Below are 1,499 nucleotides of genomic sequence, written 5' to 3'. Positions count from 1 at the left end.
CCGTATTCGCCTGATCAGGAACTGCTTCTTCCCCCGAGCCTGAATGAGTGGCTGCCCGAAGGGCATCTGGCCTATTTCATCAGCGACGTGGTCGAGGAACTGGATCTGAGTGCCTTCTACGCCCGGTATGAAGGGAGCGGTCGGCGCAACTCGCCGTTCGATCCGCGGATGATGTTGAAGGTGTTGATCTATGCGTACGCGACTGGCGTGTTTTCATCACGCAAGATTGCTCGGAAGCTGGAAGAAGATGTCGCCCTTCGGGTCCTGGCGGCTGGCAATTTCCCCAGGCACCGCACGATCTGCGATTTCCGCAAGCACCACTTGGAAGCGTTCAAGGCCGTGTTTATTCAGGTGGTCCAGATCGCCCAGGAAGCGGAACTAGTCACGCTTGGCACGCTGGCGATTGATGGCACCAAGGTCCGGGCCAACGCCAGTAAGCACAAGGCGATGAGCTATGACCGCATGCGGGACGAAGAAACGCGTCTGTCAAAAGAGGTTGATGAGCTTTGTGGCCAGGCACGTCGGGTGGATGAATCGGAAGACCAACAGTTTGGCCCTGGTCAGCGGGGCGATGAGTTACCCGAAGAGCTTCAGCACCGTCAGGGACGGCTGGACAAGATCCGGGCAGCGAAGGAGAAGCTGGAAGCGGATCAAAAAGCGCGAGATGAGGCCAAAGGCCGGTATCCTGACGATAATCGCCGCTCACCCAAGGGTGGCCGGAACTTCAAGAGAGATTATGGAGTTCCAGAGGACAAGGCTCAGAGTAACTTTACCGACCCACAAAGCCGGATCATGAAAACGAATGATGGGTTCCAGCAATGCTATAACGGCCAACTGGCCGTGGATGGCGAATTCCAGATCATTGTGGCCAACTATCAAGGCAACAACCCCAGTGACAACGGCTGTCTGGTGCCCTTGCTGGACGAGGTAAAAGACACCCTGGGAAGCGAGCCGAAGCAATGCCTGGCTGATGCCGGTTACCGAAAGGAAGCAGACCTTCAGGCCCTGGAGACGCAAGGAATCGACGGCTATGTCTCGCTATGCCGGGAAGGCAAAAAGAACGCAAACGTCGACGCCACGCGGTATCCGGCGACGGCCCGGATGGCGGAGAAGCTTGCCACCGCCGAGGGGCGAGCAGTTTATGCTCAGCGCAAACACCTGGTCGAGGCGGTGAATGGTTGGATCAAGAATATTCTGGGCTTTCGCCAGTTCAGCTTGCGAGGCCTTCAATCGGTGCAGGGTGAATGGGATCTGGTCTGCCTGTCTCTCAACCTCCGGCGCATGAGTTCACTGATGAGGCTGGCATAAGTCCCTGAGGCAGCCTTTGGCTCACGGTAGGTACAGTTGGGGCTCTTTGATGTCCCTTTTAACCGGTTAACTGGCTGGACTGAAAGCAATGATTTAGCCAATCCGATATCGCGGACACTCGTTCTAGCCAGGCAGTGACACGGTCTGGCGGAAACGAGCGCTCAAAAAGTTTCTGGCGCGCAGACTCCTAG

At 56.8% G+C, this 1,499-nt stretch carries 1 protein-coding gene; it reads left to right on the top strand.

The features are described 5' to 3' along the window. Positions 1-1,308 (top strand): IS1182 family transposase (locus MLC59_RS19670; RefSeq protein WP_248237293.1); only part of this gene is annotated, 1,308 nt, incomplete at its 5' end. Between the last annotated feature and the right edge of the window lie 191 nt (positions 1,309-1,499).

This window comes from Marinobacter bryozoorum, assembly GCF_023156245.1.
GTDB lineage: Bacteria > Pseudomonadota > Gammaproteobacteria > Pseudomonadales > Oleiphilaceae > Marinobacter > Marinobacter bryozoorum.
The sequence above is the reverse complement of the archived record's forward strand: the minus strand, read 5'-3'. Positions and strand labels throughout refer to the sequence as shown.